This is a genomic window from Novosphingobium lentum NBRC 107847 (assembly GCF_001590965.1).
Classification (GTDB): domain Bacteria; phylum Pseudomonadota; class Alphaproteobacteria; order Sphingomonadales; family Sphingomonadaceae; genus Novosphingobium; species Novosphingobium lentum.
Genome location: NZ_BCTW01000015.1, coordinates 42,833 through 68,626, shown reverse-complemented (window position 1 = coordinate 68,626; position 25,794 = coordinate 42,833). Strand labels below are relative to the sequence as shown.

At 66.7% G+C, this 25,794-nt stretch carries 24 protein-coding genes; 10 read left to right on the top strand and 14 right to left on the bottom strand.

Translation table 11 applies throughout. The features are described 5' to 3' along the window. Positions 1–53: 53 nt before the first annotated feature. The 4 genes from NL2_RS14135 to NL2_RS14120 all read right to left on the bottom strand — a co-directional run bounded on the left by NL2_RS14135 (position 54) and on the right by NL2_RS14120 (position 5,295). On the bottom strand, positions 54–1,235 hold the full coding sequence (locus NL2_RS14135; protein ID WP_068076338.1) for an RsmB/NOP family class I SAM-dependent RNA methyltransferase: 1,182 nt from the start codon (positions 1,233–1,235) through the stop codon (positions 54–56). Between the two features lie 3 nt (positions 1,236–1,238). Next, on the bottom strand, positions 1,239–2,741 hold the full coding sequence (guaB, locus tag NL2_RS14130) for an IMP dehydrogenase (RefSeq protein WP_068076337.1): 1,503 nt from the start codon (positions 2,739–2,741) through the stop codon (positions 1,239–1,241). An 88-nt stretch (positions 2,742–2,829) separates the two neighbouring features. Continuing rightward, a complete protein-coding gene (locus NL2_RS14125; protein ID WP_068076336.1) occupies positions 2,830–4,353 on the bottom strand; it encodes a M28 family metallopeptidase in 1,524 nt (507 codons plus the stop codon). A 156-nt stretch (positions 4,354–4,509) separates the two neighbouring features. Continuing rightward, the gene (locus tag NL2_RS14120) at positions 4,510–5,295 is read right to left on the bottom strand and encodes a 3-hydroxybutyrate dehydrogenase (protein WP_068076335.1); all 786 of its coding nucleotides are present in this window, start codon (positions 5,293–5,295) and stop codon (positions 4,510–4,512) included. Between the two features lie 88 nt (positions 5,296–5,383). Between NL2_RS14120 and ypfJ the strand changes: the two genes are divergently transcribed. The 5 genes from ypfJ to NL2_RS14095 all read left to right on the top strand — a co-directional run bounded on the left by ypfJ (position 5,384) and on the right by NL2_RS14095 (position 9,803). Beyond that, positions 5,384–6,244, top strand: a complete 861-nt coding sequence (gene ypfJ / locus NL2_RS14115) for a KPN_02809 family neutral zinc metallopeptidase (protein WP_068076393.1) — start codon at positions 5,384–5,386, stop codon at positions 6,242–6,244. An 86-nt stretch (positions 6,245–6,330) separates the two neighbouring features. Continuing rightward, a complete protein-coding gene (locus NL2_RS14110) occupies positions 6,331–6,945 on the top strand; it encodes a hypothetical protein (RefSeq protein ID WP_157083178.1) in 615 nt (204 codons plus the stop codon). A gap of 156 nt (positions 6,946–7,101) precedes the next feature. After that, positions 7,102–8,250, top strand: a complete 1,149-nt coding sequence (locus NL2_RS14105) for an alpha-hydroxy acid oxidase (protein WP_068076333.1) — start codon at positions 7,102–7,104, stop codon at positions 8,248–8,250. Between the two features lie 47 nt (positions 8,251–8,297). Next, positions 8,298–8,765, top strand: coding sequence for a hypothetical protein (locus NL2_RS14100; RefSeq protein WP_068076332.1), 468 nt, complete (start codon positions 8,298–8,300; stop codon positions 8,763–8,765). Positions 8,766–8,831: 66 nt separating this feature from the next. Beyond that, the gene (locus tag NL2_RS14095; RefSeq protein WP_068076331.1) at positions 8,832–9,803 is read left to right on the top strand and encodes a transporter; all 972 of its coding nucleotides are present in this window, start codon (positions 8,832–8,834) and stop codon (positions 9,801–9,803) included. Positions 9,804–9,807: 4 nt separating this feature from the next. Here the strand turns inward: NL2_RS14095 and NL2_RS14090 are convergent, their stop codons facing one another. The 5 genes from NL2_RS14090 to sdhC form a co-directional block, all read right to left on the bottom strand. Further along, complete coding sequence (locus NL2_RS14090) at positions 9,808–10,320, bottom strand: TlpA family protein disulfide reductase (RefSeq protein ID WP_068076330.1); 513 nt, start codon at positions 10,318–10,320, stop codon at positions 9,808–9,810. A 274-nt stretch (positions 10,321–10,594) separates the two neighbouring features. Further along, the gene (locus NL2_RS20840; RefSeq protein ID WP_084356098.1) at positions 10,595–11,116 is read right to left on the bottom strand and encodes a hypothetical protein; all 522 of its coding nucleotides are present in this window, start codon (positions 11,114–11,116) and stop codon (positions 10,595–10,597) included. Next, positions 11,117–12,940: a succinate dehydrogenase flavoprotein subunit gene (gene sdhA, locus NL2_RS14085; RefSeq protein WP_068076329.1), complete on the bottom strand. Its 1,824-nt coding sequence runs from the start codon at positions 12,938–12,940 to the stop codon at positions 11,117–11,119. It lies immediately after the preceding gene. Between the two features lies 1 nt (position 12,941). Further along, on the bottom strand, positions 12,942–13,325 hold the full coding sequence (gene sdhD, locus NL2_RS14080) for a succinate dehydrogenase, hydrophobic membrane anchor protein (RefSeq protein WP_068076328.1): 384 nt from the start codon (positions 13,323–13,325) through the stop codon (positions 12,942–12,944). A 37-nt stretch (positions 13,326–13,362) separates the two neighbouring features. Beyond that, entirely contained in the window at positions 13,363–13,791 is a 429-nt protein-coding gene (sdhC, locus tag NL2_RS14075; RefSeq protein ID WP_068076327.1) for a succinate dehydrogenase, cytochrome b556 subunit, read from the bottom strand. Positions 13,792–13,953: 162 nt separating this feature from the next. Here sdhC and NL2_RS14070 point away from each other — a divergent pair, with 162 nt between their 5' ends. From NL2_RS14070 to NL2_RS14060, 3 genes are read left to right on the top strand one after another with little or no spacing between them, the layout of a single operon-like run. Continuing rightward, on the top strand, positions 13,954–14,682 hold the full coding sequence (locus NL2_RS14070) for an SDR family NAD(P)-dependent oxidoreductase (RefSeq protein WP_068076326.1): 729 nt from the start codon (positions 13,954–13,956) through the stop codon (positions 14,680–14,682). After that, a complete protein-coding gene (locus NL2_RS14065; RefSeq protein ID WP_068076325.1) occupies positions 14,672–15,634 on the top strand; it encodes a 50S ribosomal protein L11 methyltransferase in 963 nt (320 codons plus the stop codon). The genes NL2_RS14070 and NL2_RS14065 overlap by 11 nt, the downstream gene beginning before the upstream one ends. Beyond that, on the top strand, positions 15,631–16,374 hold the full coding sequence (locus NL2_RS14060; RefSeq protein ID WP_245647693.1) for a TIGR02117 family protein: 744 nt from the start codon (positions 15,631–15,633) through the stop codon (positions 16,372–16,374). The genes NL2_RS14065 and NL2_RS14060 overlap by 4 nt, the downstream gene beginning before the upstream one ends. Here the strand turns inward: NL2_RS14060 and ligA are convergent. From ligA to recN, 3 genes are read right to left on the bottom strand one after another with little or no spacing between them, the layout of a single operon-like run. Further along, complete coding sequence (ligA, locus tag NL2_RS14055; protein WP_281191029.1) at positions 16,358–18,538, bottom strand: NAD-dependent DNA ligase LigA; 2,181 nt, start codon at positions 18,536–18,538, stop codon at positions 16,358–16,360. The genes NL2_RS14060 and ligA overlap by 17 nt on opposite strands. Positions 18,539–18,558: 20 nt before the next feature. Further along, positions 18,559–18,963: a putative quinol monooxygenase gene (locus NL2_RS14050; RefSeq protein WP_245647692.1), complete on the bottom strand. Its 405-nt coding sequence runs from the start codon at positions 18,961–18,963 to the stop codon at positions 18,559–18,561. Next, positions 18,960–20,639 (bottom strand): DNA repair protein RecN, encoded by a 1,680-nt coding sequence (recN, locus tag NL2_RS14045; protein WP_068076324.1) that lies wholly within the window; start codon positions 20,637–20,639, stop codon positions 18,960–18,962. The genes NL2_RS14050 and recN overlap by 4 nt, the downstream gene beginning before the upstream one ends. A 191-nt stretch (positions 20,640–20,830) precedes the next feature. Here recN and NL2_RS14040 point away from each other — a divergent pair, with 191 nt between their 5' ends. Next, a complete protein-coding gene (locus NL2_RS14040) occupies positions 20,831–21,772 on the top strand; it encodes a UDP-2,3-diacylglucosamine diphosphatase (RefSeq protein WP_068076323.1) in 942 nt (313 codons plus the stop codon). After that, complete coding sequence (locus NL2_RS14035; protein WP_068076322.1) at positions 21,769–22,830, top strand: glycosyltransferase family 4 protein; 1,062 nt, start codon at positions 21,769–21,771, stop codon at positions 22,828–22,830. Before NL2_RS14040 ends, NL2_RS14035 begins: the two co-directional genes overlap by 4 nt. Before the next feature lie 57 nt (positions 22,831–22,887). Here NL2_RS14035 and NL2_RS14030 read toward each other — a convergent pair whose 3' ends face one another. Together NL2_RS14030 and NL2_RS20835 are read right to left on the bottom strand one after the other, a co-directional pair. Beyond that, positions 22,888–25,410, bottom strand: coding sequence for a TonB-dependent receptor (locus NL2_RS14030; protein WP_068076321.1), 2,523 nt, complete (start codon positions 25,408–25,410; stop codon positions 22,888–22,890). A 92-nt stretch (positions 25,411–25,502) separates the two neighbouring features. Further along, a complete protein-coding gene (locus NL2_RS20835; protein ID WP_084356097.1) occupies positions 25,503–25,673 on the bottom strand; it encodes a YezD family protein in 171 nt (56 codons plus the stop codon). Positions 25,674–25,794: the final 121 nt, after the last annotated feature.

Below are 25,794 nucleotides of genomic sequence, written 5' to 3'. Positions count from 1 at the left end.
CTTGAGCCGAAAGCCCAGGGTATGAGGTCCGGCGTCCATGGCAATGGAATTTATCACAGTCGCCGGAGCGTTGCGAAGAAAAACCCGTCCGTTCCATCGTGCAACGGCGTCAGCCGCCAGCCGGTTCCATGCGCCCGGCCCAACGGGCATGAAATCGGGTCGGACCGCCAACCCGGGTGCGCGGAAAGAAACGCGGCGATGCGGTCGGTGCCTTCAGCGTCGAGCAGCGAACAGGTGATGTAGCCGAGCCTGCCGCCGGGGCGGACCAGTTGCGCGCCAATCTCCAGCAACCGGGCCTGCGTGGCGGCATAGCGATCGATCGCCGCCGGGCTCAGCCGCCAGCGCGCGTCGGGATGGCGGCGCCAGGTGCCGGTGCCCGAACACGGTGCGTCGATCAGCACGGCGTCGGCGCGGTCGTGCCAATCGGCCAATGCGGCAAGCTCGCGGTTGGGATCGATCAGCCGCGTTTCGACCATCGCGCCCGCACGCTCTGCCCGTGCGGGCAGCCGTTGCAGTCGCGTGCGATCGGTATCGCAGGCGAGCAGGATGCCGCGATTGTCCATGGCGGCGGCCAGCGCCAGCGTCTTGCCCCCCGCCCCGGCGCATAGGTCGATCACCGCCTCGCCCGGCTGAACATCGAGCGCGGCGCCTGCCAGCTGGCTGCCGGTGTCCTGCACTTCGAACAGGCCCTCGGCAAACGCGGGCCAGCTTTCCGCCGCCGTGCCCGCTGCCAGACGCAAGCCATCGGGCGCAGACGTAAATTCCGCCGGGACGGGAAGAGCGGCCGCCAGTTCCTCGCGGCTGATCTTGAGCCGGTTGGCGCGCAGATCGAGCGGTGCGCGATCGAGCAGCGCCACCTGCTCCTCGGTCGATAGCCCCGACCCAGCCAGCCGTTCGATCAGCCAGCCCGGCGCGACCCCGCCGCTGGCCACGTCCTCGTCCTCGCCGATCGCTGCCGGACCGTAATTCGTTCCGTCGAACAGTGCCGCCAGCGTGTCGTCGGTGGTCGCCAGCCGCAGCATCGCGGCGCGGCCCGTTGCGGGAATATCGCCGCAGGCACGGATCGCCGACCAGGCCAGATCGCGGATCGCGCGGCGGTCTTTCGATCCCACGAAGCGGCGCGTGCGGAACCATTCGCCCGCCACGCGATCGGCGGGGGCGCCGTTGGTCCTTGCAGCTTGCGCCACGGCATCGACGATATCGATCGCCGCTTGGACGCGTGCGGCGGGAGTCACAGCTCAGCGCGAGGGATAGTTGGGCGCCTCGCGCGTGATGGTCACGTCGTGGACATGGCTTTCGCGCAAGCCGGCGTTGGTGATCCGCACGAACTGCGAATTGCTGCGCAGATCGTCGATCGTCGCCGCACCGGTATAGCCCATCGCGGCCTTGATCCCGCCGACAAGCTGGTGGACCACGTCCTTGGCCGGCCCCTTGTACGGCACCTGACCCTCGATGCCTTCGGGCACCAGCTTCATCTGGTCCTTGATGTCGCCCTGGAAATAGCGATCGGCAGAGCCACGCCCCATCGCCCCGACCGAGCCCATGCCGCGATACGACTTGTAGGCGCGGCCCTGGTACAGGAAGGTGTCGCCAGGAGCCTCTTCGGTGCCCGCCAGCATCGATCCGATCATGATGGACGATGCCCCCGCCGCCAGCGCCTTGGCCGCATCACCCGAGGTGCGCAGGCCGCCGTCGCCGATCACCGGGACGCCCGATTTCTCGGCTTCCTCGGCGCTCTCCATGATCGCGGTGAGCTGGGGCACGCCCACGCCCGCGACGATCCGCGTGGTGCAGATCGATCCCGGGCCGATGCCGACCTTGATGCCGTCCGCACCTGCATCGATCAGCGCGCGCGTCGCCTCGGCGGTGGCGACGTTGCCCGCGATCACCTGCACCGAGTTCGACAGCTTCTTGACCGCCTCCACCGCGCGGGCGACGTCACGGTTGTGGCCGTGCGCGGTATCGATGATCACCACGTCGCAATCGGCGTCGATCAGCGCGCGCGTGCGTTCGAGCCCCTTTTCGCCGACCGTGGTCGCTGCGGCCACGCGCAGGCGTCCGGTGGCGTCCTTGGTCGCGTTGGGGAACGTGACCGCCTTTTCGATATCCTTGACCGTGATCAGGCCGACGCAGTGGAACGCATCATCGACCACCAGCAGCTTTTCGATGCGGCGGGCGTGCAGCAGGCGGCGCGCTTCTTCCTGACCGGTGCCCAGCGGCACGACCGCCAGATTGTCGCGAGTCATCAACTCGCTGACCGGCTGCAGGGGATTGGCGGCAAAGCGCACGTCGCGGTTGGTGAGGATGCCCACCAGCTTGCCGTCGCGTTCCACCACCGGAATGCCGCTGATGCGGTTGGCCAGCATCAGCGCCTGCGCCTCGCCCAGCGTGGCGTCGGGCGCGATGGTGATCGGGTTGACCACCATGCCGCTTTCGAAGCGCTTCACCGCGCGGACGGCGGCGCACTGTTCCTCGACCGAAAGGTTGCGGTGGAGCACGCCGATGCCGCCCAGTTGCGCCATGACGATCGCCATGTCGGCTTCGGTCACGGTGTCCATCGCCGACGAGATCACCGGGATGTTGAGCGAGATCGATGCGGTCAGTCGCGTGCGCGTATCGGCCTGCATCGGCACGATGTCCGAGGCCGCCGGACGCAGGAGCACGTCGTCGAAGGTAAGGCCGATCGGAATGTCGAGGTTGCGTGCCACAGGTTGTCCCGCTGAAGAATCGTGGCGGCCCATGTAACCAAGCGGGGGGCAGTCGGCTAGGGGGTAACCACCGGGCTGACGGATTGCTCGCCCGGATGGCGCCGGCGGCGCGACACCGGCGTCAGCGCTTGCCCGGAACGACGCGCACGATTTTGCCCGGATAGCGCTTCACATCGGCGAAATCGCGCACCAGCGCGACCTGCAGCGCCACGTCGTCCGCCGCGCCGCCCAGATCGAGATCGGGGCGCAGTTCGTCGGATGGACGGTGGTAGGTCGTTTCCATGAATCGATCGACGCGCTCCATGTCGGAATAGCTGGTCGACACCATCACCGCTGGAATATCGTGCTGCAGCAGCGCCCAGCTGTCTTGCCGGCGGGCGAACGCATTGGCGGCATCGCCCGACGCCAGCTTCTTGCCCATCTGGCGCACGACCTTCTCGATCTCGGGGTCGAGCCCGGTCATGCCGCGCCCGATGATCGCCACCGGGCGCCCGGCGGGCACCAGCGCATCGCTGTCGACGTTGAACGCCGCGACGATGCTGGCCAGCGGCACCGGCGGGTTTTCGGCAAATGCCTGCGCGCCGAGCAGCCCGAGTTCCTCGCCGGTGGTGGCGAGGAAATAGACGTCGCGATCCAGCGGACGTCCCGAAGACAGCGCGCGCGCCGCCTCGGTGATCACGGCCAATCCGCTGGCATTGTCGATCGCGCCGTTGCAGATCAGGTCCTCGGCCGGCGGCGTCGCGCAGATGCCGAAATGATCCCAGTGTGCCACCACCAGCACCGCGCCCGCCGAAGGATCGCGTCCCTCCAGCTTGCCGATCAGGTTGTGGGTGTGGATCCGCGTTTCCTTGCTCGTCGCCTCGAGCGTGGCCGTCATCCCGATCAGTGCGGGTACGAACACCTTGGCCTCTGCCCGCCCGCGCAATCCCGCCAATGTATCGCCTGCAGCCAGCATCTGTTGCGCCAGCGCCGGGCTGACGAACGCCTCGATGTCACTGCCCAGCCGGTCACCCGCCAGCGCATAGCCCGACCGTTGCCGCCGGGCGACGACGCCATCGATCGTGCGCGTATCGTCGAGCACGGTGATCACCGCCGCCGCGCCGCCATCGAGCAGGCGCCCCTGCCGGTCGGGCGCCTGATCGGCCGTGACCCCCGGCGGCAGACTGTCGAGCATCAATGCGATGCGGCCCGACAGTTCGGGCCGTGCGGGCACCGCGCCCGTGCCGTGGCCCACGAACAGCACCGGAGCGCTTTCGACCAGGCTGCGGATGCCCGAGGTTACGACATAGACCTGTCCCTCGGGCGCGATGACCCGGCGCTTCCCCCGCATGAACACGGCGCGCGAACCGAGCGGCGTGCGCTCGACCAGATCGACCGGCGCGAACCACGCGTGGCCCGGATCGTTGGTGCCCGATTCCAGCCCGATGTCGAACCACTGCCGCGCGAGGTAGCGCAGCGCCTTGGTCTCGCCATCGGTGCCCGGCTCGCGGCCCTGGAAATCGTCGCTCGCCAGCGTCGCGATGTGCGCGCGCAACGTGGCCTCGAGCGGCTTTTCGCGGCGCGGGGAGGCACCAGTCAAAAGCACGACGGCAACCACGGCGACCAGCGCGCCGCAGACCCCCTGCCATCTGCCACAACGACTCATCGCCGTATCCCCACGCCCTATCGCATCACAGAGTCTCAAAACCATCGGGCGGGCGCAAGTTCCCAATGGTCCGCTTTGTTGCACTCGCGCGCGGAAATATCGCTATTTCAGTTTGTTAAAGGCACGGCAATTAATAGCATGCCCACGCTTGCCGGTTCATTCGGCCGTCCAGCCGCCGTCCATGCTCATGTTCGCGCCGGTGATCTGCGAGGCGGCGTCGCTGCACAGGAACACCGCCATCGCCGCCACCTGTTCGGGCAGCACGAACTGGCGCGTCGGCTGGCGCACCAGCAGCACGTCGTTGAGCACCTGTTCGCGCGTCATGTTGCGCGCCTTCATCGTGTCGGGGATCTGGTTTTCGACCAGCGGAGTCCAGACATAGCCCGGGCTGATGCAGTTGGCGGTGATGCCGAACGTCGCCAGTTCCAGCGCCAGCGTCTTGGTCAGCCCGGCCAGGCCGTGCTTGGCCGAAACGTACGCCGCCTTGTAGGGCGACGCGGTGAGCGAATGCGCCGACGCGGTCTGGATGATCCGCCCCCAGCCTTTGGCCTTCATGTGCGGTATCGCCAGCCGCGCCGCATCGAACGCGGCGGTGAGGTTGAGCGCGATGATCGCGTCCCACTTGTCGACCGGAAACTCCTCGACCGGCGCGACGTGCTGCATCCCGGCATTGCTGACCAGCACATCCACCCCGCCGAACGCGGCGACGGCATCGGCCATCATCTGTTCGGTCCCGGCGCGCTTGGTCAGGTCGGCGGCGCTGTGGATCGCCCGCCCGCCGCTGGTTACGGCCAGTTCCTTGCAGATCGTCGCGATCTCGGCGGCATCACCGAAGCCGTTGATGACCAGATTGGCGCCCTCGGCCGCGAACGCCTTGGCATAAGCAAGCCCGATGCCCGACGTCGATCCGGTGATCAGTGCGCACTTGTCCTTGAGGAACATTCGCCAACTCCGGTTATTGTGTGCAAGAAGTGATCACGGCAATCGCGACAGGCGCACGGCTTGTCCAGCGGCAAAACGGGGGATGCGGATGCGACTCGACGATTTCGACAATTCCATCAACGTTGAAGACCAGCGCGGCAGCGGGTTCTCGCTCGGCGGTGCGGGCGGCAAGGTCGGTTGCGGCAGCATCGTGATTGCGCTGATCGCGGCGGTGGTGTTCGGAGTCGATCCCGGCCAGATGCTCGGCCAGATGCAGGGCGCCGACACCGGGCAGGTTCAGACCACCGGCGGCCACACCGCGGCCGAAAGCTGCAACATCGATCCATTGAGCCACGAAAGCTGCAACGCGCTGTCATCGTTGAACAAGACCTGGGGCCCGCTGTTCCAGAAGGCCAACATCGCCTTCACGCCGCCCAAGCTGGTGTTCTATTCGCAGATGGGCCAATCGGGCTGCGGCGCGGCGCAAAGCGCGATGGGCCCGTTCTATTGCCCCAATGACCAGGGCATCTACCTCGACACCGACTTCTACAAGGAAATGGACCAGCGGCTGGGCGCAAGCGGGCAATTCGCGCGCGATTACGTGATCGCGCACGAATATGGCCACCACATCCAGAACATGCTCGGCACGTCGGACCAGATCCGCAGCGCGCAGCAATCCAATCCCGGCGCCGCGAACCAGCTGTCGGTGCGGCTGGAACTGCAGGCCGATTGCTATGCCGGGGTGTGGGCGGCCCGGAACAAGGACCGGCTCGATCCGGGCGACATGGAAAGCGGGCTGAACGCCGCGCACCAGATCGGCGACGATACGCTGATGAAAGGCGCCGGCCAGCGCCCGGTCGAGGCCGCGTTCACCCACGGCAGCAGCGCGCAACGCATGCAGTGGCTGCGCAAGGGGCTGGAGACCGGCGACGAGGATCAGTGCGACACGTTCGCCGACATCAAGCGGTAGGAGGTGCAGGAAAACCGGCGGAACGGAACCTTGCGCCGCCCCGCGCGTAACAGTGCCAAGCAACTTTATCGTTGGGGCACATATTCATGCGTACTGCACTTCTATCGGTGGCCGCTGCCGCTGCGTTTCTGGTCGTTCCGGCCCAAGCCCGCGTCCAGGACAAGGGATCGTCTTCCGAACAGTCGAAAACCGAGGCGCCCAAGCCGATGAACGACGGCAAGGTTTCCGCCGGTGACGTCGCGATGACCCCGGTCACCGATCTCAACCTCAAGAAGGACAACATCCCGCAGCTGCTGCTGACCGCAGAGGACCATCCCTACGATCTGGCAGGGATGAGCAGTTGCGCACGATTGAGCGGCGCGGTGCGGCAGCTGGACGCCGTGCTGGGCGATGACATCGACGTCGCGGCCGCCAAGAACGAGCGCGTCAATCCCGGCCGCGTCGCGCAATCGGTGGTCGGCTCGTTCATCCCGTTCCGTGGCGTGATCCGTGAACTGTCCGGCGCCAACGCGCAGGAACGCAAGGTGCAGGCCGCCGTCTACGCCGGGTCGGTGCGCCGCGCCTTCCTCAAGGGCGTGGGCCAGCAGCGCGGCTGCGGCTACCCGGCGCGATCGGCGCTGGCATCGAATGTCGGTAGCAGCGACAGCGCCGCGACCCCGGTCAAGGCGCACAAGAAGGTCGTTCGCCGCAAGCACCGCTAGGTCCCGATCCACGTCGTCCCGGACCTGATCCGTGACCTCTGGCCTGACAACGCTTGGCCGCTTGAGGTCCCGGGTCAACCCCGGGACGACGCGATCCGGATGGCTGGCCTTTATCGTGGGTTTGCGCGCGCGCCATTCATAGCTATCGCGCTAACCATGCGCCTGACCGATTGCCACAACGTCGCCGATTTTCGCGAGCTAGCCCGCCGCCGCCTGCCGTGGCCCGTGTTCGATTACATCGACGGCGCTGCGGACGACGAGCTGACCCGCGTGCGCAACACCGAAAGCTTCGCGTCGTGGGATCTCGTTCCCGATGTGCTGGCGGGCGTTGAAACGATCGACCTGTCCACCACGATCATGGGCAAGACCACGCCGCTGCCGCTGATGCTGTCGCCCACCGCGCTCCAGCGGATCTTCCACTGGCAGGGCGAAATGGCCGTGGGCAAGGCGGCGGAAAAGTTCGGGCTGTGGTTCGGCATCAGCAGCCTCGCCACGGTCAGCATCGAACAGATCGGCGAGGCGATTTCCACGCCCAAGCTGTTCCAGCTGTACGTCCACAAGGACAAAGGGCTCAACACCTCGCTGATCGAGCGCTGCCAGGCGGCCAAGTTCGACGCGATCGCGCTGACGGTGGACACGATCGTCTCGGGCAAGCGCGAGCGCTGCCTGCGCAGCGGCTTCACCTCGCCCCCCCGCTTCACGGCATCATCGGCGCTGAGCTATGCGATCAAGCCGCGCTGGGCGATGGACTACGTGTTCCGCGAGAAGTTCCGCCTGCCCAACCTCGACAGCTACATCAGCGCGGGCACCGGCGAGCCGATCTCGATCCAGAACTACTTCAACTCGATGCTCGACCAGTCGATGGACTGGAAAGTGGCCGAGGATATCCGCCACCAGTGGGGCGGCAAGTTCTGCCTCAAGGGCTTGATGAGCGTGGCCGACGCGCGCCGCGCGGTTGAGATTGGCGCGGATGCGATCATGGTTTCCAACCACGGCGGCCGCCAATTGGACGGCAGCCGCGCCCCGTTCGACCAGCTGGCCGAGATCGTCGACGCGGTGGGCGGCGAGATCGAGATCATCTGCGACGGCGGCGTGCGGCGCGGTACGCACGTGCTGAAAGCGCTGAGCATGGGTGCCACCGCCGCATCGGGCGGGCGGCTGTACCTTTACGCGCTCGCCGCCGCCGGACAGCCCGGCGTCGAACGCGCGCTGACCATCCTCAGCGACGAAATCGAACGCGGCGCAAAGCTGATGGGGATCACCAGCGTCGCCCAGCTCAACCGCGATCGCCTGCGTCCGCGCTGAACCAATCGTGCGGTGACACGTCGATGGCTGGGCAGTAAGGCACCCGCATGCACCGCGTGCGCCATCTCCTGATCGCCACGCCGATGGCCGCATGGGCTGTGATTGCGCTTGCGCTGATGGTGCGGGTGCTGGTCCCGGCGGGCTACATGCCGGGCTTGGTCGACGGGTCGGTCACGCTCGAACTGTGCTCGGGCTATGGCCCGCAGGCCCCGCTCGCGACGGCGATGCCGACTGCCGGGATGGACCACGCCATGATGGACCATGCCACGATGGATCACGGCGCCATGGGCCACGGCGGCAAAGGTCACCATTCTGCCCACGCCGACACGCCCTGCCCGTTCGCCGCCGCGGCGCTGCCCGTGATCGGTGGCACCGATGCCGTGCTGCTGGCGGTGGCGCTCGCCTACATCATTGCGATGGGCTGGCGCCCCGTCGCGCGCCGCAAACCGCGCACAGCTCCGCGCCTGAGACCGCCGTTGCGCGGCCCTCCCCGTTTGGTTTCCTCGCCAACCTGACCCCTTTTTTGCGCGTTCGCGCACCACCGGCCTGCCCCGATGCGGGCCGGATCGAGGATACGACCGATGACCATGACACACCGCGCAGCCGCGCTTGGCGGCGCGCTGCTGGCTGCGCCCATGCTTGCCGCCAGCCCCGCCCATGCTTGCGCCAGTTGCGGCTGCACCCTGACCTCCGACTGGCTGAGCCAGGGGCTGGTCAGCCAGCCCGGCACCACCGTGGGCCTGCGCTATGACTACATCCCGCAAACGCTGCTCCACACCGATACCCGCGCGGTGACCGACGCGGAAAAGGCGCTGCCCAACGATCGCGAGATCGAGGCCTACACTTACAACCACGTCGTCACCGCCAGCATCGACCACCAGTTCGCCAGCGACTGGGGCGTCAATGTCCAGCTGCCGATCGTCACTCGCCCGCACCGGACCGTGACCGAGGGCGAGACCGACCCCAGCTTCTCGCGCGCACAGGGCGTCGGTGACCTGCGCATCACCGCGCGCTGGCAGGGGCTGAGTTCGCCGGGCCGGATCGTGGGGCTGCAGGCAGGCCTGGTGCTGCCCACCGGGCACTTTCATGAAGCGTTCCGCTCTGGCCCCGAAGCGGGCAACCCGGTCGATCGCGGGTTGCAGCCGGGCACCGGCACGACCCAGGTCGCCGTCGGCGCGTATGCGTTCGGGACGCTGGCGCCGACGGTGGACTACATCGTGCAAGTGCAGGGCCAGGTCGCGCTGAACCGCCGCGAACTCTACAAGCCCGGCGCGTCGGCCGACATTTCGGCCGGGCTGCAGTACACCGGCTGGCGCGGGATCACCCCGCAAGTCGAAGTCAACTTCCGCACCAGCGCGAGGGACAGCGGCGACAATTCGGACCGGCCCAACAGCGGCGGAGACCTGCTGAACGTGTCACCGGGCCTTGTGGCCAGCATCAGCCCGCGCGTGTCGGCTTATGCCTTCATGCAATTGCCGCTCTACCGCCGCGTTAACGGCTTCCAGCTGGTGCCGCGCTTCAGCACATCGGTGGGGCTGCAGCTGCGGCTTTAGGGGATCATCGGTTAGATGGCGCCGCTTCGGCCAGAAGCGGCGCCAGGACCTGCTCCAGTTCCACCTCGGTCATTGCCCGCCCGCCAAGCTCGGCCGAATCGTAGCGCAGCCGCCCATCGCGACCATAGATCCGCGTGACCGGCAACCGCGTCGGGATCGCCCGGCGCGCGATCTTCGTCTCGGCGATCAGCGCCACCGGGAACGCGAACCCACGCGTCGCCGTGGCGAGCTTGGCGGTCGAAGCCCCGGCATCGAGCGACACCGCGACCATCTGCATGCTCTGCCCGCGATGGCGGCGATAGACCGCATCGAGCGCAGGCATCTCCGCCCGGCACGGCGCGCACCACGTCGCCCAGAAGTTCACGACCAGCACCTGCCCGTGCGTTGAGGCGAGCGAGACGGTGGCGCCATCGATCGTTCGCGCGGACAAGGTATCGGGCAGGCGTGCCAAGGCGGACGGCGCGGCGCCGGCGAACAACGCGACGGCAAAAGCAGCGTGGACAAAGCGCGGAATCATCGATTGTGCCTATGGCACAGGAAAGCGCGAGTCGGAATTGTCACACGGTAATTCGTCAGGCGCGACACGGGCGTGCGCTCCGGTCAGGGACACGCAATAGCATGTCCCCGCATTCTCAACCCCGTCGCTCCTGCGCAGGCAGGAGCCCAGCCAACCTCGCGGAGGATAACTGGCAGGCGCGTAATGATGAGAGCGCGGATAGGCCCCTGCCTCCGCAGGGGCGACGGCGGATAGAAATGCTGTCAGCGGCAATTAGTGGATTGCTGCCGAAACTTCAAACCCGCACATTTATAGTATGATGGACTAACAACTTGGTATCTGGATCGCGGTAGTGGTGTGACACGTTAAATGGAGATTTCTTGTGACGACCATGCAGCAAAGAGTGCCATTCGCGAAATTTCTCGATCGCTTGGTCATCAAGTGGGTCATTGGTAAAATCCAACAAAATAAGTACGGCAAGTCCGTCAAATTTCATTAGTTTTTTAATTTCATCCGCGTTCACCGTAGCAGAAAGATTACTGCGAGACCCTCCCCTACATCGAACAGCCAATTCAACAGCAACGCCGCGGACAACAAAGTCGAGACGTCCGTAACCAGTAATTTTACCCGGCAATGCACTCATCACTTCAGGTGCGACTTGTCCTTGACCGAACCAACCGAGAAGGAATGTGCGAACTAACGGCAAAAGTTCGCGTTCAGTCCACTCATTAAGTCGCAGTGATTTAGAGAATTCAGGGTCCCGAAGTGCTTCATAAAAAACGTGAAATGCTTCCGAAATCTCGCGGACGGTTGCCACTCAGTACACCCGCTTCTTCGGCTTGATGTACTCCGCATCGTCCGTCAGCGTATACTCATGCACGGGCCGGTAGTCGATCTTGATTCCGCCGCCCTTGCCGCCCCAGCCGTCGAACCAGGTGGCGGTGTGCTTCATCCATTCGGCGTCGTTGCGATCGGGGAAATCCTCGTGCGCGTGGGCGCCGCGGCTTTCCTTGCGGTTGAATGCCGAATGCATCGTCACCGAGGCCTGGCTGATCAGGTTGTCGAGTTCGAGAGTCTCGATCAGGTCCGAGTTCCAGATCAGCGAGCGGTCGGACACGTGGATGTCCTGCATCTTCTCATACGTGGCGGCGAGCTTGACCTTGCCTTCGGCCATCAGCTCGTCGGTGCGGAACACCGCCGCGTGCGCCGACATCGTGCGCTGCATCTCGGTGCGCACTTCGGCGGTGGGCGATCCGCCCTTGGCGTTGCGGAAATGGTCGAGCCGGGTCAGCGACAAGTCGGCGCTGTCCTTGGGCAGGGCCTGATGCGCAGTGCCGGGCTTGATCAGTTCCTTGAGGCGCAGGCCGGTGGCGCGGCCGAACACGACGAGATCGATCAGCGAGTTGGAGCCAAGCCGGTTGGCGCCGTGAACCGAGACGCACGCCGCCTCACCCACCGCAAACAGGCCGGGGATGATCGTTTCGGGGTTGCCGTCCGCACCGATCGTCACGACTTCGCCGTGATAGTTGGTGGGGATACCGCCCATGTTGTAGTGCACCGTGGGCACCACCGGCAGCGGCTGGCGGGTAAGGTCCACGCCCGCGAAAATCTTGCCGCTTTCGGTGATCCCGGGCAGGCGTTCGCCCAGTACCTTGGCGTCGATGTGGTCGAGGTGGAGGTAGATGTGGTCCTTGTGCGGGCCCACGCCCCGGCCTTCGCGGATTTCCAGCGCCATCGAGCGCGAGACCACGTCGCGGCTGGCGAGATCCTTGGCCGACGGGGCATAGCGTTCCATGAACCGCTCACCCTCGGAATTGGTGAGGTATCCGCCCTCGCCCCGCGCGCCTTCGGTGATCAGCACACCCGCGCCATAGATGCCGGTGGGGTGGAACTGCACGAATTCCATGTCCTGCAACGGCAGGCCCGCTCGCAGCACCATGCCGCCGCCGTCGCCGGTGCAGGTGTGGGCGCTGGTCGCGGTGAAATAGCTGCGGCCGTATCCGCCGGTCGCCAGCACCACGGCGTGGCTGCGGAAGCGATGGATCGAGCCATCGTCCATGCACATGGCGATCACGCCACGGCATTCCCCGTTCTCCATGATCAGGTCGATCGCAAAGTATTCGACGAAGAAGTCGGCGTCGTACTTCAGGCTCTGCTGGTAGAGCGCGTGGAGCATGGCGTGGCCGGTACGATCGGCAGCAGCGCACGTGCGCTGCACCGGCGGGCCTTCGCCCATGTTCTGCATGTGGCCGCCGAACGGACGCTGGTAGATCGTGCCTTCGGGGTTGCGCGAGAACGGCACGCCGGCGTGTTCGAGTTCGTAGACGGCGGCAGGTGCTTCGCGCACCATGTATTCGATCGCGTCCTGATCGCCCAGCCAGTCAGACCCCTTGACGGTATCGAACATGTGCCAGGTCCAGTGATCCGGGCTGTTGTTGCCCAAGCTGGCGGCGATGCCGCCCTGCGCGGCAACAGTGTGGCTGCGGGTGGGGAACACCTTGGTGATGCAGGCGGTGCGCAGGCCGGCCTGGGCGCTGCCCATGGTGGCGCGCAAGCCCGAACCGCCCGCGCCGACCACGACGGTGTCGTACGTGTGGTCGATGATCTTGTAGGCGGGTTGCGACGAAGCAGCGGTGGCCATCTCAGTGTGCTCCCAGCGCGAGACGAAGGACGCAGATCACCCCGAACGCTCCGGCGGCGAGCGGCACCACGTTGAGCGCGGCCAGCGCGGCAAACTTCAGCCCGTGATCGTGGACATAATCTTCCATCATCACCTGCACGCCAAGGCGCGCATGCCAGAACGTGCTAAGGATCAGCAGGATCATCGCGGTGGCCGAAACCGGCTTGGCCAGCCAAGTCGAGACCGTGGCGTAGTCATACCCCGGCATGAACGCCAGGCTGGCGAGCAGCCAGATCACCAGGATCAGGTTGCCGATCGCGGTGAAGCGCTGCACCAGCCAGTGCTGCGCGCCATGATGGCTGGAACCCAGCCCCCGCACGCGTCCGATTGACGTTCCGTTACCCATGGTTTCCCCGCATTGAAAAGATCATCCGGCCGCGCGTTCAGCGCAGCAGCACGACGGCCCAGAACAGAATGGTCAGCACGATCGAAATGCCGATGGTGGCGATCGACCAGCGCGAATTTGTTTCCAGCTCGTAACCCGCGCCCACGTCGAGCACGAAGTGCCGCAGCCCCGACACCATGTGCTGGAAGAACGCCCACGTCAGCCCGACGATCGCGATCTTGCCCAGGATGCTGGTGAACGACTGGATCGCGCGGTCCGGCTCGGGCGTCCACACCCAGTGGATGAACGTGCCATACGCCTCTGGCCCGCTGGCCAGCGCACCCAGCCACCACAGCAGCAAGCCCAGCCCGCCGAACGCCAGCGCGTTGCCGCAGACCCGGTGCAGGATCGAGACGAGCATGGCCGGGCCCCAGCGCCAGATCTGGAGGTGCGGCGAAAGCGGTCGGTTGCTGTGCGTCTGCGCCATGTGGAGCCCCCTCGCGTCGCGTCGAGCCACGCTTTCGCGCGGCACAATTGAGAATCGGTATTAGTCGATTTGCCGCCCCGCGCAAGCGCGCTAGCCCACGAAAATTGCCGCAAGCCGGGGGCGCAGTTGCAGCCATGGCAGGCTTGCGCCTAGGGATGCCGGATGCACGCACCCACCATCCTCGTCACCGGCTCGACCCGTGGCATCGGCCTGGCCATTGCCGATGCCTTGTCCAGCGCGGGCGCAACGGTCATTCGCCACGGTAGCAGGAACGGAGCCGGTGTGATCGGCGCCGATCTTGCCGCGCCCGGCGCACCCGACGCTCTGTGGCAGCAGGCGCTGGAACTGGCGGGCGGCAGGATCGATGTCCTGGTCAACAACGCGGGGCAGTTCGAAGCCAGCCCGCTCGAAGTGTCGGACATCGTGTGGCTCGACAACTGGGAAGACACGCTGCGGATCAACCTGACCGCCGCAGCGCAGCTTTCGCGGTTTGCGGTCCGTCACTGGCTGGCGTCGGACGGCGCCGATGACGCCGTCAGGGGCCGCATCGTCCATATCGCCAGCCGCGCCGGCTATCGCGGGGATTCGCCCGATCACTGGCACTATGCCGCCGCCAAGGGCGGGATGATCGCGCTGCACAAGACCATTGCCCGAGGTTACGCGGCCAGCGGCATCCTCAGCTTCGCGATCGCGCCGGGGTTTACCGACACCGCCATGGCGGGCGATTACCTCGCCAGTCGCGGCGGCGCGGCGCTGCTCGCCGACATCCCGCTCGGCCGCGTCGCCACGCCACAGGAAATCGCGGCGATTGCCCGGTTCTGCGCGCTCGACGCGCCGCCGAGCATGACCGGCACCGTGATCGACGCCAACGGAGCCAGCTATGTCCGCTGACGAAAGCTGGAAGATCACCGCGCTGGCACCGCGCGAAGTGGTGCAGGCCGCGCTGATCGCGCACGAGGATGCGTTCGACTGGTCGCCCGACATCGTCATCGGCGGCAGCGAGGTGGCCGAGGACCGGCCCGACGACTGGCAACTCGAAGCCTGGCTGCCGCGCAAGCCCAAGGCGGCCGACCGCGCGGCGTTCGCGGCCCTGTTCGGCGCCGATGCGCCCGCCTTCACGGTCGAAAAGCTGCCGCCGACCGACTGGGTCACCCTGAGCCAGCACGGCGTGGAGCCGATCCGCGAAGGACCGTTCCATGTCCACACGCCCGACTATCCCGCGCTGAACGCACCCGGCGTGCGCGACTTCCTCGTGCCCGCCAGCCGCGCGTTCGGCACCGGCCAGCACGCGACGACCGCCGGATGCCTGGCCATGCTCACGCATATCCGGGCCGAGGGTGCGGTCGTGCGCAACCTGGCCGATATCGGCACGGGCACCGGCCTGCTCGCGTTTGCCGCGCTGCACTTGTGGCCGCGCGCGCTGGCGACGGCGAGCGACATTGATCCGGTGTGCGTGCCGGTGGTGCTGGAGAACGCCGCCGCCAACGGCATCGCGACGGGTGGCGGCGCGGGCCAGCTGGCGATGGCGGTGGCCGAAGGGATGGACCATCCGCTGCTGGCGAGCCGCGCGCCTTTCGATCTGCTGATCGCGAATATCCTGGCCGGACCGCTGGTGGAGCTGGCGCCCGCATTTGCCGATGCGGTCGTTGCTGGCGGCAGCCTCGTTCTGGCCGGCCTGCTCGAAACGCAGGAGCCAGCCGTGCGCATGGCGTATCGGCGCGCGGGCTTCCGGCTCGCCGCGCGCGTCGTGCGGGGCGACTGGTCGATCCTGTGGCTGCGTCGGCGTGGCGGCGGTCGATCGCACAACGCCGGACGCCAGACGGGCCGGCCGCAACGCTGGTGAAAGCGCTGCACGCCAGCCTCGGGACAAGCCTGAGGGTGCTGCGCGCGATCGCCGCGTGGACGCTGCTGGCGGCGGGACTGTTCATGCTGTCGGCGCTGCTCGGCTCATCGATCCCGCGCAACAGGGCGTGGCGCGAGCCCAGCGACGGCATCGAGATCATGGTGGCGGGCAACGCCGTCCACACCGAGATCGTGGTGCCGCTGGTGACGCCGGAAAAAGACTGGCGCACGGACTTTCCCGCCTCGGACATTCCCGTTCCCGATCGCGACTACACGCACCTGGCGATCAGCTGGGGCGAGCGCGAGGTGTTCCTCCACACGCCAACATGGGGCGATCTGTCGCCGCGCACGGCGGCATGGGCCGCGCTGGACGGATCGCCGCTGCTCCACGTCGAGCATTTCGTCAGGCCCGCGCCCGACGACGATTTCCGCCCATTGCGCCTGACCAGCGATGAATACGCCCGCCTCGTGCGCCGGATCGAAGCGGCGGTGCGCCAACCGCCCGGCCCGGCGCGCCAGGCTTATCGCGGGTATGCGGACTACGATGCGTTCTATGATGCGCGGGGGCGTTACAGCGTGGCGCTGACCTGCAACCAGTGGACCAGCGACATGCTGGCTGCGGCCGGGGTGCGGATCGGCTGGTGGACGCCGTTCGCGGGCGGGGTGATGAAGTGGATTCCCCGCCCTTCGATGCGTCCCCCGATGCTAACGTCGCAACGCCCGGTCAGCCCGCCGCCCTGACAATCTCGGCCCACGCCGCCTCGTCGATCACTTCGATGCCCAGCGCGGCCGCCTGCTTGAGCTTCGAGCCTGCCCCCGGCCCTGCCACTACCAGATCGGTCTTCGCGCTGACCGATCCGGCAGCGCGCGCGCCCAGCGCCTCGGCCTGTGCCTTGGCCTCGTCGCGGCTCATCGTTTCTAGCTTGCCGGTGAACACCACGGTCTTGCCCGCCACCGGGCTGTCCTTGGTAATGACGATATAATCCGGGGGCGCGACTTCGCCCAGCAGATCGTCCCACACCGCGATGTTGTGCGGTTCGTGGAAGAAATCTCCCAGCGCCTCGACCACCACCGGGCCGACGCCCTCGATCGACAGAAGTTCGGCGCGAGCCTCCAATTCCTCCCCGGACCGGGGAGGCGGACCATCCGCAGGATGGTGGAGGGGCAGCGGCGGTTGGGCACTGGCGGCTGGACCATCCACGACCACAACCTGCCCCTCCACCAGCTTCGCTGGTTCCCCTCCCCGATCCGGGGAGGAATGCGCCCGTTCCGCCACACTACGCAGCGCGGGCAGCGTCACGAACCGCTTCATCAGGTCGCGCGCGGTGACCACGCCGACATGGCGGATGCCAAGCCCGAACAGCAGCCGCGCGGCATCGGGCGCGCGCTTGGCCTCGATCGCTGTCAACAGCTTGTCCACAGACTTGTCCTGCCAGCCCTCGCGCCCCACGATGTCGCTGCGGCGCGCTTTCAGGCGGAAGATGTCGGCCGGGCTTTCCAGCCAACCGAGCGCGAAGAATTCGGCGATGGTCTTGTCGCCCAGCCCTTCGATATCGAGCGCGGCGCGGCTGACGAAGTGGCGCAGGCGCTCGGTTCGTTGCGCCGGACAGATCAGCCCGCCGGTGCAGCGCACATCGACCTCGCCATCTTCCGCCACCGCCTCGCTGCCGCATTCGGGGCAGTGATCGGGAAAGGCATAGGCGGCGCGCGGTTCGTCGCGGGTGAGGTTTTCGACCACTTGCGGGATCACGTCGCCTGCCCGCTGCATCACGATGCGATCGCCGATGCGCAGGCCCAGCCGGCCGATTTCGTCACGGTTGTGCAGCGTCACGTTGGTGACGGTCACGCCGCCGACCAGCACCGGCTTCAACCGCCCGACCGGGGTGAGCTTGCCCGTGCGCCCGACCTGGATGTCGATCGCTTCCAGCACGGTTTCAGCCTGTTCCGCCGGAAACTTGTGCGCCAGCGCCCAGCGCGGGGCCTTGGCGACGAAGCCGAGCCGCTGCTGCCATTCCAGACTGTCGACTTTGTAGACCACGCCGTCGATATCGTATGGCAGCGACGCGCGCTGGGCCCCGATCGAGCGGTAATGCGCCAGCATCGCCTCCAGCGAGGCGCACCGTACCAGCTGCGGCGACACCGGCACGCCCCATGCCGCGATCAGGTGCATCATCCCGAACTGCGTGGCGGCGGGAACTTCGCTCGCCGCCCCCCAGCCGTGCGCGAGGAAGCGCAACGGGCGGGCGGCGGTGACGCGCGCATCCTTCTGCCGCAGCGAGCCGGCGGCGGCGTTGCGCGGGGTGGCGAACAGGCGATCGTCGTTGGCCAGTTGCGCGGCATTGAGCGCGGCAAAGTCGGCCTTGCTCATATAGACTTCGCCGCGAATCTCGAAGACGGCGGGCACGGTGCCGGCCAGTTGCTGCGGGATATCGGCGATATGCGCCACGTTTGGCGTCACATCCTCGCCCACCTGCCCGTCGCCGCGCGTTGCCGCGCGCACCAGCCTGCCCTGTTCATAGCGCAGCGAGCAGGACAGCCCGTCGATCTTGTCCTCGGCGGTCACCGCCACTTCGGCATCGGCGGGCAGATTGAGGAACCTCCGCACCCGCGCGAGGAATTCGGCGACTTCCTCGTCCGCGAACGCATTATCGAGGCTCATCATGCGAACCTCGTGCGCCACTTTGCCCAGCGGCGACGCGGCGACTTCATGGCCGACCGCCTGCGACGGACTGTCGGGCCGGATCAGCTGCGGGAACTGCGCCTCAAGCTCGGCATTGCGCCGCACCAGCGCATCGTACTCCGCGTCGGAAATCTCCGGCGCATCCTCGGCGTGATAGCGCCGGTTATGGTGCGCAATCGCCTTCGCGAGCCGCATCAGCTCGTTGGCGGCATCGGCTTCGGACAAGGGAGGCTGGCCAGGCTCGCTCAATGCTTGCCGCCGACCGGGATGACCTCCGCCGAGGTGCCGAAGCCCGCGATGATCGGGCGCGCCTTGGCGATGGCCGCCTGCACCTGGGGCAGTTTCAGGCTGGCCTTGTGCGATGCCGCGTCCTTCCAGATCTCGGTGATCCAGATCGAATCCGGATTACCGGCATCCTTGGCCACGATGTAGGCAAGGTTGCCGTCCATCCCGTCCGACCCGTCGAGCAGGTAACCGATCAGTTCGGCGCGTTTGCCGGGCATCGCGCGCAGTTCGCCGATCCGGCCGTACAGGTCCTTGTCGCCGGTCAGTTCTTCCATCGCATTTCCCCTTGCATGGACCATGAGCAGCGCCGCTGCCGCCGCGCCGACGAATTCCCGGCGGCCGAGTGACATTCCCGGCGCGATCATGCCCGCTCCAGCAGGCGATCGGCCTGTGCCCGCGCTTCGCTGGTGATTTCCGCGCCCGACAGCATCCGCGCGATCTCTTCCTTGCGCCCCGCCGCGTCCAGCCGGGTGACGCCGGTGCGCGTGACCGTGCCCTCGCTCGACTTGGCGATGACGTAATGCGTGTTGCCGCGCGCCGCGACTTGCGGGCTGTGGGTGACCGCCAGCAGTTGTCCGCCGCTGGCAAGCCGCGCCAGCCGCTCACCGATCGCGCTGGCGACCGCGCCGCCGACGCCGCGATCGATCTCGTCGAAGATCACCGTCGCCGCGCCGCCTTCTTCGGCCAGCGCCACCTTGAGCGCGAGGATGAAGCGCGACAGTTCGCCGCCCGACGCGATCTTGGCCAGTGGCGCGAAATCGGCGCCGGGGTTGGTCGAAATGAGGAATTCGACCAGATCGATGCCGTGGGCGCCCCAGCGATCCTGCTCCATGCGCATGACGCTGGTGCGGAAGCGTGCGGCGTCGAGCTTGAGCGGGGCGAGTTCGGCGGCAACCGCAACGTCGAGCCGCCGGGCGGCCTCGGCCCGCGAGACGGACAGCGATTCGGCCTTGGCGCGATAATCGAGCCCGGCATCGCGCGCCGCCTTGTCCAACGCCGCCAGATGCGCCTCGCCACCCTCGATCGCATCGAGCGCGCTGCGCATGTCGTGCATCTTCGCAGGCAACTCGTCGACCTGGCAGCCATGCTTGCGCGCCACCGCCCGCAGTTCGAACAGCCGCGTCTCGATCCGGTCGAGCGCCTGCGGATCGTGGCTCAGCGCTTCGGAGGCGCGCGCCAGCCGGTCTTCCGCCTCGCTCGCCTCGATCACCGCGCGATCGAGCGATTCAAGCGCTTCGGTCAGCAGCACATGCTCCGCCGCGATGCGATCGAGCCGCCGTGCCGCCGATCGCAGCGCGGCCAGCGCCGAGTCCGATCCGGCCCACAAGTGCTGCAATTCGGCGAGGTCGCCCGACAACCGCTCGCCCTTCTGCATGTCGGCGCGCGCATCGGCCAGTTCCTGTTCCTCGCCGGCGACGGGCGCCAGTCCGGTCAGCTCGGCCAGATGCGCCAGCAGCAGGTCCTGGTCGGCGGCGATCCGATCGACTTGCTCGCGCGCCGCCTGCAGCGCGTCCTCGGCGCCGCGCCAGCGCGTCCATGCCTCGCCCACGCCGACGGTATCGGCCCCGGCGAAGCGATCTAGCAGCGCGCGGTGGCCGCGCGGATTGACCAGCCCGCGATCGTCGTGCTGGCCGTGCAGTTCCACCAGATGCCGCGCCATGTCGCGCAGCAGCGCCACGCCGACCGGCTGATCGTTGACGAAGGCCTTGCTGCCGCCCGCAGAATCGTCGGTGGCGGCGCGCAACCGGCGCTTGACGATCAGCGGTTCCCCCGGTTCCACATCCACTTCGGCTTCGGCTAGAATGGCCCGAATCGCTGGCGGCAGCCGGTCGAATTCAAAGCTGGCGGTGACGCTGGCCTGGTCTTCGCCCGCGCGCACCAGGGCACTGTCCGCCCGGTCGCCCAGCGCCAGACCGACCGCATCGAGCAGGATCGATTTGCCCGCGCCGGTCTCGCCCGTGAGCACGCCCAGCCCCGAACCGAAAGTCAGGTCGAGCGCCTCGATCAGGACGATATTGCGGATGGAAAGCGCGGTCAGCATGGCCTTGTCCCGTCTTAGCGGGTCGATCGGCCCCCGTCACCGTCGATTAATGCCCCATACCGGACGATGCACCGGGCATCGCATCCGTCGCGGTGCGCATCCGCGACAAGTCAGACCTGTGACACTGCGCCTCGGAACGGAAACCTGAGCGGCGTAAATTCTCCCTGCGAACCAGAGAGAAAGGTACGCTGATGCGAAAAGCGCTCCCGACTGCAGCCGCCGCCATCCCCGCTATCGCCGCCTTTACCGCCGCCAGCCCGACGCGGGGGTCGATCCCCGCGTGGCTCGACTTGCCCGAACCGCGCGGCTTCCGCCCCAAGCGCAAATACCGCACGGTGTTCATCTCCGACATCCATTTGGGCACGCGCGGATGCAACGCCGCGCTGCTGCTGGATTTCCTCCAATCGATCGAATGCGACACGCTGTTCCTGGTCGGCGACATCGTCGATGGCTGGCGCCTGCGCAAGGGCTGGTTCTGGCCCGACGCGCACAACGAAGTCGTCCGCCGCATCCTCAAGATGGCGCATCGCGGCACGCGCGTGGTGCTCGTTGCGGGCAACCACGACGAAATGCTGCGCCCTTACGCGGGCATGGGCTTCGGCGGGGTGGAACTGGCGCTCGAGGCGATCCACGAAACCGCTGACGGTCGCCGCCTGCTGGTGACGCACGGCGACGGGTTCGACGGCGTGGTGCTGTATGCCCGCTGGCTCGCGTTCCTGGGCGACAAGGCTTACGAGCTGTTGCTGCGAGCCAACGTGGTGTTCAACGCCGTTCGCCGCCGGTTCAAGCTGCCGTACTGGTCGCTGTCCTCGTACATGAAAAAGCGCGTGAAGAACGCGGTGCAGTTCGTGTGCGACTTCGAGGAAGCCGTGGCCCATGCCGCGCGCGATCGCGGCGTGGACGGGGTGGTCTGCGGGCACATCCACTGTGCCGAAATCCGCGAGATCGGCAACGTCACCTACTACAACGACGGCGACTGGGTGGAAAGCTGCACCGCGCTGGTCGAAGACCGCGACGGCGCGCTCTCGATCCTCGACTGGGCGGCGGAAAAGCGCAAGCCGGCCCACGCCGACGATGTGCGCGAGGCGGAGCCCGTCGCAACCGGCCCGGTCCGGGAGGAGCAACCGGCATGAGGATCGCGATCTGCACCGATGCGTGGCATCCGCAAGTCAACGGCGTGGTGCGCACGCTGGCCATGACCGTCGACCGGCTGACGGCGCGCGGTCATGAGGTCGAGCTGATCACGCCCAGCCAGTTCCGCACGATGCCCTTGCCGGGCTACAGCGAGATCCGGCTGGCGATGGCGCCGCGTTTCGGCACGTCGCGCTGCTTGGCCGATTTCGCGCCCGACATCGTCCACATCGCCACCGAAGGGCCGATCGGCTGGAGCGCGCGCGGCTGGTGCAAGCGCAACGGTGCGCCGTTCACCACCGCGTTCCACACCCGCTTTCCCGAGTACGCAGCGGTGCGCACCGGGATCGATGCCCGGCATTTCTGGCCGGTGATGCAGCGTTTTCACGCCGCGAGCCGCGCCGTGCTGGTGTCCACGCCCTCGCTGGGCCAGGAACTGACCACGCAAGGGATCGGCCACTGGGCGCTGTGGTCGCGCGGGATCGATGCGGCCTTGTTCCATCCGCGCCACGATCCGCTGCCCGAACTGGCCGACCTGCCCCGCCCGATCATGCTCAACGTCGGCCGGGTGGCGGTGGAAAAGAACATGGCCGCGTTCCTTGATGCCCGCGTGCCGGGAACCAAGGTGGTGATCGGCGACGGCCCCGATCTGGCGATGCTGAAGGCGCGCTATCCCGATGTGAAGTTCATGGGCACGATGTCGGGCGAACGCCTTGCGCGGGCCTATTGCTCGGCCGACGTGTTCGTGTTTCCCAGTCGCACCGATACGTTCGGGCTGGTGATGATCGAGGCGCTGGCCTGCGGCGTGCCGGTGGCGGGCTTCCCGGTAGCCGGACCGCTCGACATCGTCGGGCGCGACGGGCGCGGCCCTGCCGGCAACCTGCCGATGACGGTCGGTGCGCTGGCGGAAGACCTTGTGCATGCCATCGGCCGCGCGCTGACCTGCGACCGGCTGGGCGCTGCGGTGCATGGCGCCAGCTTCAGCTGGGAGCGGGCGACCGACCAGTTCGAACAGGCGCTGCTCGACGCGCAGCAGGTCCACACGGCGGTCGCCGCCTGAACTTGCTCACTGAATGACCGGCATGGGCGCCAAAGTGTGCCCATGCCGGTCGATTGCTCAGAACTCGATCTGCAGCGTGCCGCCGAACGTGCGCGGATCGCCAAGGTTGCCCACCACCAGACCGACACTGTTCGGCGCGATCTGGAGCTGTTCGAGATAGCCCTTGTCGAAGGCGTTGCGCACCCACCCGTAGATGTTGAGCTTAGGCCCGGGCGCGTCGCGATCGGACCGCCAGCCGAGGCGGAAGTTGGCGATGGTATAGCCCGCAATGTCGGTCGAGGCCGAAGGTGTCGCGTTCGAGGAGAAGTTGGTGCGGGCGTTGCCGTCGGCCCCGACATAGATCTGGCCGGGCCGGCCGGCCAGCTGCACCGGGAGGTTCGCCTCGCCCCCGAAGGACAGCGAGTATTTCGAAGCGCCGGGCAGGCGCTGACCCGAAATGTCGCACGATACCGGGCTGGTGCCCTTGGGCAAGGCGGTGGGAATCGTGCAGTTGGTGCCGCTGAAGGTCGTGCCGCCGGACAGTTCGAGCGGCGGCGGCGCGTTGGTGAACTCGCGGTAGGTCGCGTCGGTGTATGCGAAATTGACGTACGCGTTGAAGCGCTCGCTCGGGCGCACCGAAAAGTCGCTTTCGATACCCTGCGAGCGCACTTTGGGCACGTTGGCGACATAGCCGCGCAACGTGCTCAGCGAGGCGGCGTTGTTGGCGCTGAACACCGCCTGGTAATTGCCGATATCGGTGCGGAACGCGGCGAGGTTGAGGGTGACCTTGCGATCGAGGAACTGCGACTTCAGGCCGACTTCGTAGTGGTGCACCGATTCGGGTGCGACGCTGGCGAACTGCAGCAACGGCAGGCCGGTGATCGCGTCGGCGGGCACGCCGTTGAGGTTGATGCCGCCGGTCTGGAACGTCTTGGCGTACGTCGCGTAAGCGTGGACATCGCGCGCGAGGTCATAACTGAGCGTGAAATCGTAGGAGAAGCTCCACTTGGACGTCCGGGCCGCATAGCTTTCGGGCAGCAGCACGCCAAGCTGCGCCTTCTGGGTGGCATTGCCGGTGGTGACGAGTCCACCGGTGAGGACTGTACCCGCCGCGTTGGTGACCACCGCGTCATAGGAACCGGTCTTCTTGTCATAGTTTACGCGCGCGCCGGGCTGGATCGTCAGTCCCGGCAATGGGTGCCAGCTTGCCTGGCCATAGACCGAGAAACTGGTGTTCCTCAGGCGGATCGTGTTGGTCGAAGTCAGCCCGTTGAGGACGTCGAGGTTGTAGGGATTGCTGGCCGAGGCATTGGGCGAAAGCAGCCACTTGGTGGCCGCCGGGCCCTGCACTTGCGAGCCGTCGGTATCGATCTTCTGGTAATAATAGAAGCTGCCGACCTGAAAATCGAGGTGATCGCTGTGCTGGTTGTAGCGCAGTTCCTGCGTGAACTGGCGCTGCTTCGACGGGTTCTGGCTGATCGTGGTGATCGGCAGCGCGGTAAAGTCGCGATCGTTGGACGGATCCCAGTCCCAATAGCGGAACGCGGTGATCGAGGTCAGCGTGCCCGCACCCAGATCAAGCTTGGCGCGAACCGAAGCGCCGCCGATCGACTGGCGCGCGCGCAAGGTGGCATCGACATCGCTGATCCGGTTGAACGGGTTCTGCGCGGCCAGCGGAATGGCATAGCTCTGCACGGCGGAAATGGCCGCGTACTGGCGGTTGAGCGCCTTTTGCGTCTGGACGTTCTTCACGTAGACCGTGGCGCAGCACACCGTGTTCTGGTGGTTGTAGTCTGCGGCAACCAGCACTTCGAGATTGCCCGCCGGTTTCCATAGCAGCTGGCCGCGCAGGCCCACGTTGCTGAGGTTGTTGTCGCGCTGGCCGGTCGTGATGTTGTCGACCGTGCCGTTGCGGCGGGTGGCCGATGCAGCGAGGCGCAGCGCCACCTTGTCCGACAGCGGACCCGAGATCGCGCCCTTGAACTGCGCGTAGCCATAATTGCCCGCCGAGATTTCGGCGCGTCCCTCAAGGTCGAACGTCGGCGCGCGCGAGGTGATGTTGATCGCGCCCGCCGTGGTGTTCTTGCCGTACAGCGTACCCTGCGGGCCGCGCAGCACTTCGATCTGCTTCACATCGAGAAAGTCGAACGTGGAGGACGCGACGCGCGAGTAATAAACGTCATCGACATAGATGCCGACGCCCTGGTCGATCCCGTCGTTGGTCAGCCCCAGCGGCGCGCCGAAGCCGCGCACGTTGACCGAGGTGTTGCGCGGGTTCGATGAGTAGAATTGCAACGTCGGGGTGAGCTGCTGCAAGCGGCCGACGTTGAACGCGCCGGTGCTGTCGATGTGATCGCCCCCGACCACCGAGATGGCCACCGGCACCGCCTGCGAGCTTTCGCTGCGGTGGCGCGCGGTGACCACGATGTCAGCGTTGGCATCGCTGGCACCGGTGCCGACCGAGGTCGACTGCTGATCATCGGCAGCGCCCGGATCGGGGGCTGGATTGGGTGAAGAATCGGGCTCGGGCGTGGCGGCATAGGCGGGAAATGCCGTGGCGACGGCAAGTGCAAGCAGCGAACTGCGGACGAACGAATGCATATCCAAATCCTTTGGAAAAGGGAATTGGATGCATCCGGTGGTCCGGTCTGCATCGAATGTGGTTATGAAAAAAGCCCCCGTTTCAGGGAGAATCAGGTGAACCGGCGGCGTTCCGTGACATCGACCTGGACGAGCCGGCCGTCATGGACGACAATCTGGATGACACCGTATTTCATGCGGCCGAGCGCCTCGACGACAGTGTCGAGCGGGGCGTTGTCGGACTTGTGGGAGGGGATCGTGGACGAGACGGGCTTGAGCGACATGGAATGATCTCCTGGCGCGCCGATCTTTAAACTCTACTTTTTAAATAGACAATCAAAGATTGCCTTTGCGTCGCCGAAGCGGGCGTTTTGCGCGCCGTGCGGTGGGCTGAATATCACCGAG